9 protein-coding genes are annotated in these 9,175 nt (G+C 54.9%); all 9 read left to right on the forward strand.

Annotation, left to right across the window (positions count from 1 at the left end; translation table 11 throughout):
• Positions 1-640 precede the first annotated feature (640 nt).
• The 9 genes from M3200_RS09105 to hisIE are packed head-to-tail and all read left to right on the forward strand — an operon-like array spanning position 641 to position 8,195.
• Positions 641-1,870, forward strand: a complete 1,230-nt coding sequence (locus tag M3200_RS09105; RefSeq protein ID WP_022383210.1) for an ATP phosphoribosyltransferase regulatory subunit — start codon at positions 641-643, stop codon at positions 1,868-1,870.
• The gene (gene hisG, locus M3200_RS09110; RefSeq protein WP_022383211.1) at positions 1,858-2,481 is read left to right on the forward strand and encodes an ATP phosphoribosyltransferase; all 624 of its coding nucleotides are present in this window, start codon (positions 1,858-1,860) and stop codon (positions 2,479-2,481) included. The genes M3200_RS09105 and hisG overlap by 13 nt, the downstream gene beginning before the upstream one ends.
• A gap of 5 nt (positions 2,482-2,486) precedes the next feature.
• The gene (gene hisD, locus M3200_RS09115; protein WP_022383212.1) at positions 2,487-3,779 is read left to right on the forward strand and encodes a histidinol dehydrogenase; all 1,293 of its coding nucleotides are present in this window, start codon (positions 2,487-2,489) and stop codon (positions 3,777-3,779) included.
• Positions 3,769-4,842, forward strand: coding sequence for a histidinol-phosphate transaminase (hisC, locus tag M3200_RS09120; protein WP_022383213.1), 1,074 nt, complete (start codon positions 3,769-3,771; stop codon positions 4,840-4,842). Before hisD ends, hisC begins: the two co-directional genes overlap by 11 nt.
• Positions 4,835-5,419 carry an imidazoleglycerol-phosphate dehydratase HisB gene (gene hisB, locus M3200_RS09125; protein ID WP_022383214.1) on the forward strand — a complete coding sequence of 195 codons (585 nt, stop codon included), beginning with the start codon at positions 4,835-4,837 and terminating at the stop codon, positions 5,417-5,419. The genes hisC and hisB overlap by 8 nt, the downstream gene beginning before the upstream one ends.
• A complete protein-coding gene (gene hisH, locus M3200_RS09130; RefSeq protein WP_022383215.1) occupies positions 5,416-6,033 on the forward strand; it encodes an imidazole glycerol phosphate synthase subunit HisH in 618 nt (205 codons plus the stop codon). Before hisB ends, hisH begins: the two co-directional genes overlap by 4 nt.
• The gene (gene hisA, locus M3200_RS09135) at positions 6,030-6,743 is read left to right on the forward strand and encodes a 1-(5-phosphoribosyl)-5-[(5-phosphoribosylamino)methylideneamino]imidazole-4-carboxamide isomerase (protein ID WP_022383216.1); all 714 of its coding nucleotides are present in this window, start codon (positions 6,030-6,032) and stop codon (positions 6,741-6,743) included. Before hisH ends, hisA begins: the two co-directional genes overlap by 4 nt.
• A gap of 4 nt (positions 6,744-6,747) precedes the next feature.
• Positions 6,748-7,509, forward strand: coding sequence for an imidazole glycerol phosphate synthase subunit HisF (gene hisF, locus M3200_RS09140; RefSeq protein ID WP_022383217.1), 762 nt, complete (start codon positions 6,748-6,750; stop codon positions 7,507-7,509).
• Between the two features lie 8 nt (positions 7,510-7,517).
• The gene (gene hisIE / locus M3200_RS09145; RefSeq protein ID WP_022383218.1) at positions 7,518-8,195 is read left to right on the forward strand and encodes a bifunctional phosphoribosyl-AMP cyclohydrolase/phosphoribosyl-ATP diphosphatase HisIE; all 678 of its coding nucleotides are present in this window, start codon (positions 7,518-7,520) and stop codon (positions 8,193-8,195) included.
• The last annotated feature ends 980 nt before the right edge of the window (positions 8,196-9,175 follow it).

Raw genomic sequence — 9,175 nt, forward strand, 5'->3', positions numbered from 1 at the left:
GAGAAGGTCCGGTCGGAGACCGGGAATGAGATGTAGTTCCCCAAGGCTTCAGCCTTGGTTGTCTGGTTTTATCTTTTATCTTTTATCTTTACCTTCCCCACGATGCTGCTCTGCAGCGAGCGATTTCTTTGCTCTACTCCTTGATCCTCTTTTCTTTCCATATATAAGGAAAATAAAATAGCAGTTTGTTTTCCTGGCTGTTTTTTGTTTTCCGAAATGCTTTTCTATTTTCCAAATGCGTTCTGTATTTTAAAGTCCTGCTTGTTTTCCGCGGAGCGCTTTCTGTTTTTTCCAAGCGCAGCGTCGTCCGGTTTTAATCATTTCCTTCAAGGCAACGCCTTGGTTTAAGGGTGTCAGAGCTCGCCCCACAGGGGGAGCTGGCGACGGAGTCGACTGAGGAGGTTCATTTCTGCGAGCAGCGCGAGGTCGTATTGTGTTTTCAGCCAACGCCTGGTTGGCTTGTTTTCCTTCTTGTACGGTTTTCCCTTTTATCCATTCCCCTCCCTTTTCCTTTATATAGGTTTCCCCCCTTTACCATCTTTTTACTGATCCTGCTCTTTACTTCTTATCTTTACCGTGGTAAAGTATAACTACATTAATTAATAAACGCGTTAAATTATTGTAGTGAGGCGGTGTTTCGATGAATAAGACTCTGGATGAGATGAAGATGATCCATGAGGAGGAGATGCAGAGTTACGGGCGGATCCAGGATCGGGTGATTTCGGTGATGCTGTCTCATGGTTGCAAGATTGTGCAGACGCCAAGTTTTGAGGATTATGACTCTTACGGGACGTATTTTCCGTCGCTGCGCAAGGAGATGATCAAGACGATCGATTCGGACGGGTCGGTGCTGGTGCTTCGGCCGGATGTGACGCTGCCTCTGGTGAAGGCGGCGGCGATTGAGTTTCCGGACGGGTCGGAGCTTTTGAAGTACGGGTACGTGACGACGGTGTTCCGCAATTATTATGGCATGACGTCGCATGGCAGGGATTTCCTGCAGGCAGGTGTCGAGGTGCTGGGGGATCCTACGCCAGAGTGTGACGGGGAAGTGATTGTCACGGCGGCGGAGTTCCTGGAGTCGGTGGGCATCGAAAGCATGCGGATCGACCTTGGCACGGTGGCTTACATGGATGCGCTTTTCGAGGCGCTGGAGCTTTCAGAACGGCAGGCGGATGAGCTTCGTTCGTGCATGGAGAAGAGAAATCTGGTTTCCTTTAGGGAAATTGCAGAGTCCCTCCCCCTTTCTGGCAAGCGGCGCACGGCGCTTTTGGAGCTGCCTTTGCTTTTCGGGCCGTACGGGCCGACGATGTCGCGGGCGCGTTCGCTCTGTCTGAACGGGCAGATGGATCAGGCGCTCGACCGGATCAGCCGGGTGTATGAGTATCTGGCCAGTGCGGGATATGAGAAGCTCGCGCACCAGGACTTCGGGTTTGCTTCGCACATGGGATATTATTCGGACCTCGTCTTCCGCATTTACGTCGACGATGCGCTCTATTCGCTCGTGAGCGGCGGACGTTATGACAAACTTTCCGAGCAGTTCGGCCCGGCGCGTCCGGCCTGTGGGTTCGGGATGAATATGAATCTCCTCTACGAGTACATGACGGACTCAGGGCTTCTCGATGAGGAAGGACCTTCCTTCCAGCTGGCGGTTTCCTACGACCGCTTCTCGAAGAACCTCGCCGCCGACCTCACGCGCTGGAGGAAGAAGGGGTACCGCGTGATGGGGTACCGTCTAGGAAATACAGTCGATCCTTCCGATTACGCCGCCATGGCCGTGTACCGGGACGGATCGTATGAAACGGGCGGGGAAATCCTCTCGCCGGATGAAATGGAAAAGAAACTGGAGGCGATGAAATCATGCTGCACATAGCTTTCGCAAAGGGCCGTATCGCAAAGACGGTCATGAAGAATCTCGCCGCCGCGGGTTTTAATTTCCCCACATACGACGATGACAGCCGGAAGCTCATTTTCACCGATGAAACAGGCATGCTGAAGGTGACGCTCGTGAAATCTCCGGACGTCGTGGTCTATGTCGAGCGCGGCGCGGCGGATGCCGGAGTCGTCGGAAGCGATGTCATCGAAGAAGACGGGGCCGGCGACACGTACGTGCTCCTCGACCTTGGCATCGCAAAGTGCCGGATGGCCGTCGCAGGCATCAAGGGCCGCCAGAACGTCCTCGAAAAAAGGATGATCACCGCGGCATCGAAGTACCCGCGCATTGCCCGTGCCTATTTCGAAAGCAGGCACAAGAGCGTGGACATTATCAAGCTGAACGGATCCGTCGAGCTGGCGCCGCTGGTGGGGCTCTCGGATGTGATCGTGGATATCGTGGAGACGGGAACGACGCTGAAGGAAAACGGCCTGGAAGCCTACGATTTCTTCATGGACCTCTCGGCCCGTCTCATTTGCAATAAAGTATCGTGCAAGATGAAACAGGATGAGCTCAAGAAACTCATCAGCAGCATAGAAAAGAAAGGATGACCGATATGAAATGGATTACCGTGCCGGAGGAAGGCCTCTCCCTCCGCGACGTACGCCGCCTGACCGAGCGCAGCGTCAATTTGTCAGCTGAGGTGGAAGCATCTGTTTCCGCCATTTTGAAGGACGTGCGTGAAAACGGCGATGCGGCCGTGCGCGCCCTGACAGAAAAATTCGACGGTGTCATCCTTTCTGACTTCCGCGTGACGGAAGAGGAAATCGAGGAAGCACTGACCCTGATCGAACCGGGAATGCTTGACGTCCTGAAGGAAGCGCGTGACAATATCGCCGCTTTCCATCAGGAGCAGAAGAAGGAATCCTGGATCAAGGAATTCCGTCCCGGCGTCCGCTTAGGCGAGCAGTACGAACCGATTCAGAGAGTCGGCGTCTACGTGCCGGGCGGTCTCGCGGCCTATCCGTCGACCGTCCTCATGGATACCGTTCCCGCCTTCGTGGCCGGCTGCCCCTCTGTCGTCATGACGACGCCTCCCGGGAAGGATGGCGAAGTAAATCCGAACATCCTCGCCGCTGCCTACGTTTCCGGCGTGAAGGAAATCTACAAAGTCGGCGGCGCGCAGGGCATTGCGATGCTGGCGTACGGCACCGAGACCGTCGAACCTGTCTTCAAGATTGCAGGCCCGGGCAATGCCTTCGTCGCTATGGCCAAGCGCCTCGTCTTTGGCACCGTCGGCATCGACATGATTGCAGGCCCCTCTGAAGTCTGCTGCGTCGCTGACGGCAGCGCGAATCCGGAATGGATTGCCGCCGACCTCCTCTCTCAGGCAGAACACGACCGCCGCGCGGCTGTCTTCCTCATCACGCCCGATGCCGATTTCGGCAAAAAGGTCGAGGAAGCCATGACCCGCCAGACGAAGGAAAGAAACCGCAAAGACATCATCGAAAGCTCGATCGGCGACTATGCGAAAGCCTTCCTCTGCCAGACGCCGGAAGAATGCTTCGACATCGTGAACAAGATTGCTCCCGAGCACCTTGAAATCGAGCTTCCCGATCCGGAGAAGTACCTGCCCTTTGTCGTCAATGCAGGCGCCATCTTCCTTGGGAAATGGACATCCGAACCCCTTGGCGACTACATGGCTGGCCCCAATCACACCCTCCCCACGTCCGGGACGGCCGCCTTCTCTTCCCCATTGGGCGTGTACGATTTCATGAAGCACAGCAGCGTGGAAATCTACAATAAGGAAGCCTTCCACGCCGTCGCTCCGAAAGTCATGAAGCTGGCGCTCGCCGAAGGACTCGACGCTCACGCCGCTGCCGTAGAGGTACGATACAATGAACAATAACTGGCTTAGAAAAACACTGAAAGACTTCGCTCCTTACGCTGTCGCTCCGATCCATGAAAAGACCGTCATCAACGCCAACGAAAGCTACTTCAATATCCTCTCCCTTCCCTCCGTCATGAAGGACGCCGAGGAGGCCCTTGCGAGCCTCAAGCCGCAGATTTATCCGGCGCCGATGGCAGACACGCTGCGCGAAGCCATCGCTGATTACCTTTCCGTCGATCCCTCCTGGATCCTGGCAGGAAACGGCGGCGATGAAGTCATCACTTACATTATTAATACATTTCTCGACCCCGAGGACATCCTCCTGACGCATGCGCCGACCTTCGACATGTACGATACCGAAGCTGCCGTCATCGGGGCAAAGACCATCTCCGTTCCCGATCTTCCTGGTTTCAAACGCGACTGGGACGGGATTGCCAAAGCGGTCGAAAAGTACCAGCCGAAGCTTACCGTCCTCTGCAATCCGAACAACCCGACAGGCGAGCTCGCGCCCCTTTCTGAAATCGAAAGGATCGTTTCCCTTTCGAAGAACCCCGTCCTTATCGACGAAGCATACATGGAATTCGCCCAGGCAGAAAGCGCCATTTCCCTGATCAAGAAATATCCGAACGTCATGGTCATCCGCACCCTTTCGAAAGCCTTCGGGCTGGCCGGCATGCGCTGCGGCTACATGGTGGCGGACAGCGACATGATCGATGCCGTTTCCAAAGTGAAGAGCCCGTACAACCTGAACATCTTCACCCAAGCCTTCGGCGCCATTGCCTTAAAGCACAGGGATGAAATCTTCAAGGTACGAGACGGCATCATTGCAGAAAGAGACCGTTTCCTTGCTGAGCTCTCTTCCGTCAATGGCATCCGCGTATACCCCTCTTCCACGAATTTCTTCCTCATGGACGCAGGGACGTATGCGCCTGCTCTCTTCGAAGCGCTCCGGAAAGCAGACATCCTCGTCAAGAAGTACAAGAGCCCTGAGATGGCCTCCTTCTTCCGCATCACCGTCACGACAAAGGACGTCGACGAAAGGATCCTCTCCGTCATCCGGGAGGTGATCCCCAATGCGTGAAGCCTCCATCACTAGGACGACAAAGGAAACGGACATACGTCTGTCCATATGCCTCGACGGAAAAGGAACCTTCGAAGGCACATCGGGCATCGGATTCTTCGACCACATGCTGACGCTCTTTGCTGCGCACGGCGGATTTGACCTGAAGCTTTCTGCCAAAGGCGACCTTGAAGTCGACAACCACCACACCGTCGAAGACATCGGGATATGCCTCGGGCAGGCGATTGCCAAAGCCCTTGGCGACAAAAGCGGCATCACCCGCTACGGCACTTTCTTCTGCCCCATGGATGAAGCCCTTTCACGCATCGTCCTCGACCTTTCCGGCCGGCCGTACCTCGTCTTTGACGTCGATATCGCCGTCGAAAGGATCGGGACCTTCGAGACAGAAATGGTCCGCGAATTCTTCCTCGCCCTTGCGTCAAACAGCGGCATGACGCTTCACATCGCCTGCCTCTACGGCGTGAACGGCCACCACATCGTCGAATCCCTCTTCAAAGGCTTCGGCCATGCCCTTGGTGAAGCCGTATCCTTCAGAAAGGATAAGAGCGTCCTTTCCACGAAAGGAGTCCTCGTATGAAAATCGTCATCATCGATTACGGCGCAGGAAATATTGCCAATGTCTATCACGCCCTGAAAAGAGCCGGGAGCGAAGGCATCGTTTCCTCCGATCCCCTGGTCATTGCAGACGCGGATGCCCTCATCCTTCCGGGCGTGGGCGCCATGGGAGACGCCATGAGCCGCCTCACCGAAAGCGGCCTTTCCGAATCCATCAGGGACTCGGTCGAAAAAGGCACGAAGCTGGCCGGCATCTGCCTTGGCATGCAGGCCCTCTACGACTACTCCACGGAAGGCGGCCACGTCGAAGGGCTCGGCTTCCTTCCGGGCCACATCGAAGAAATTCCCGCTGCTCCGGGGCGCAAAGTCCCCCACATGGGATGGAATGAGCTCGTATTTGCCAGGGACCACTGGATTTCCAGAGGCCTTCCCGCTCATCCCTACGTCTACTTCGTTCATTCCTACTATAAAGTCCCCGCAGACACCGAAGACGTCATTGCGACGGCTGACTACGGCGTCCCCATCCCCGCGATCGTCGGGAAAGGAAACGTCATCGGCCTCCAGTTCCATCCGGAGAAATCCGGCGCCATCGGGGCCCTGTTGTTACGAAACATACTGGAGTGGTTCAAGCTATGATCGTATTTCCTGCTATAGACATCAAGAACGGCCGCTGCGTCCGCCTCCGCCAGGGAGAGGCCAGCGACGTCACCGTCTACGGGGAAGACCCCGTGGAAACCGCGCTCTCCTTCGAGGAAGCCGGCGCGGAATTCCTTCACGTCGTCGACCTTGACGGCGCCTTCGAAGGAAAGGGCGTGAATACGCCCCTCATCCGCTCCATCTGCGAAGCCGTCTCCATCCCCGTCGAGACGGGCGGCGGCATCCACACCATGGACGATATCGAAGAAAGAATTGATGCCGGCGTCTTCCGCGTCATCATCGGGAGCCGCGCCGTCGAGGACCCCTCCTTTGCAGCAAAAGCTGCAGCGCGCTGGAAAGACCGCATCGCCGTCTCCATAGACGCCAGAGGAGACGAAGCCGCCGTACACGGCTGGACAAAAAGCGGCGGCGTGAAAGTTATGCCGCTCGCAAAGGAGCTCCTTTCCTCCGGCGTTTCCACCATCATCTACACAGACATCAGCAAGGACGGCATGCTCACCGGGCCGAACTTCGAGATGCTCGAGATGCTTCAGGCACTTTTAGGCATTTCCCTCATCGCCTCCGGCGGCGTCAGCTCCCCTGATGATCTGAAGAAATTACAGGACATGGGCATTTATGGTGCCATCTGCGGCAAAGCCCTCTACGAAGGGCGCGTCACCATGGAAGACATCCGGAAACTGAAGGAGTGATACTATGCTGACAAAACGAATCATTCCCTGCCTCGACGTCAACCACGGCCGCGTCGTGAAGGGCAGACAGTTCAAGAACCTCCGGGACGTCGACGATCCCGTCGCCCTCGGCAAGGCCTACTCCGATGCAGGCGCCGATGAACTCGTCTTCTACGACATCACCGCCACCCACGAGAACCGCCCCGTCTTCACCGAGACCGTCAAAGCCATTGCCAGGGAAATTTCCATCCCCTTCACCGTCGGAGGCGGCATGAGGACGACAGAAGACTTCCGCGAAATGCTCCTTGCCGGGGCTGACAAAGTCTCCGTGAACTCCGCCGCCGTCCTTCGTCCCGAACTCATTTCCGAAGCCGCCGAACGCTTCGGCCGCCAGTGCGTCGTCCTTTCCATCGATGGAAAAAGAAACGATAAAGGCAGCTGGGACGTCTACGTCGAAGGCGGAAGAAAGAACACAGGCATCGACGTCCTCGAATGGGCAAAAAAAGGCGAAGCCCTGGGCGCCGGAGAAATCTGCATGAACTCCATGGACGCCGACGGAGAGAAGAACGGCTATGACCTTGAGCTCCTGAAAGCACTCTCAGAAATCCTCACCATCCCCGTCATCGCATCCGGAGGCGCAGGGACCATGGAAGACTTCAAGAAAGCCTTCGAAGCAGGAGCCGACGCAGCACTCGCCGCATCCGTCTTCCACTTCGGAGAAATCCCGATTCCCGATCTTAAAAAATACCTGGCAAAAGAAGGCATCCCCATCCGCCCGGCAGAATAGAGGTACACATGGAAAACGTCAAACCAGAAAACATACACTTCAACGAAAAAGGCCTCATCCCCGCCATCGTCCAGGACGCAAGAAGCGGTGAAATCCTCATGATGGCGTGGATGAATAAAGAATCCTTACAAAAGACCCTCGAAGCAAGAGAAACCTGGTTCTACAGCCGGAGCCGCCAGAAACTCTGGCACAAAGGCGAAGAATCCGGCCACATCCAGCACATCGAGCGCCTTTACATCGACTGCGACGAAGACACCATCGTAGCCCAGGTCCTCCCCGAAGGCCCCGCCTGCCACACAGGAAACTGCACCTGCTTCTTCCGCGGCATCGAGGGATTTACGAACCAGGAAACAAAAGGGACCCTTTCCATCCTCCACGCCCTCAGCGAGGAAATCAAAGACAGAAAGAAAAATCCCCAGCCCAAATCCTACACGAACTACCTCCTTGCCGAAGGCAGCGACAAAATCGACAAGAAAATCGGAGAAGAAGCCAGCGAAGTCATCATCGCCGACCAGCACAAAGACAAAAAAGAAATCACCTCCGAATCCTGCGACCTCCTCTACCACCTCTTCGTCCTCTGGGAAAACGCAGGCATCGACCTCTACGACATCATGGCCGAAATGGAAAGAAGAAACGAAGTCAAAGGAAACAAGAAAACAGTAGGACATTTGGACAAAACATTTTGAGGGAAAGAATAGGAAATAAAGAATATGGAACACAAAAAAGAGGCCCATCGAGAGCCTCTTTTTTGATGGAAGAGATCAACTCGCTTCCCTCGCCGTCCAGAGCTTTGATTTTTTGGAGCGAAGCGAGGCTTGCCTTCCCAGACGGGGAAGGAGGGCCACGAAGTGGCGGTTAGGGTGGATTTTCAACGAGCGAAGCGAGGTTTTTTGGTTTTGCTTTTCCTCAAGGCGTTAGCCTTGGTTTAAGGGTGTTTGACCTTGCCTCGTAGAGGAAGGTGGTCCCGGAGGGACCGAATGAAGTTCATTTCTTCGAGCGACAGCTCGGTTGTATGGTTTTAAAGCCGAACAACCAGCCTTCATCTGAATGAAAACCGCACAACCTCACGTTGCTCGAGGAACCTTTTTATAAAAACCAATGAATAATCAACCCTATCCGCCCGGCCTTTTTAGAAACTGCACCCCTTTCGCCCTTCGGGCACTTCCCTCCGTTGGGGGCAGCTTGCGATGTGAAAAGAAAGAGCTCAAATCAAATTTGTCTTGAACTTATATAGGTTCCCCTTGTTCCGAGGCAGGTTTTCTCGATTCTGACGGATATCATCGAACGAGTGTCATACGATTTTCATTTACGGTGAACGTATTTAAATCACCCTCGATAATATCGGTACTAAATGATTTCGGAAGGTTCTGACCTGCCCAGCGGGGTGGATCCAGCCTATCCTTATACTGACGCTGGTGAAAGGAGTGCAGTTCTACGAGCGCAGCGAGGTTTGCTTGTTTTCCTTCAGCCGTCCGGCTGGTTTAAGGGTGTTTGACCTTGCCTCGTAGAGGAAGGTGGTCCCGGAGGGACCGAATGAAGTTCATTTCCTACGGACGAAGTCCGGTTTTATGGTTTTCTCAACCACAAAAAGCCCATGACGAAATATTTGTTCATTCCGTCATGGGCTTTTTCTTGGTTCTTCACGCTTTTTTGTGGGATAAAAATA

This window comes from Dialister sp. CAG:357, from assembly GCF_000435155.1.
GTDB classification, from domain to species: Bacteria; Bacillota; Negativicutes; order Veillonellales; family Dialisteraceae; genus Dialister; species Dialister hominis.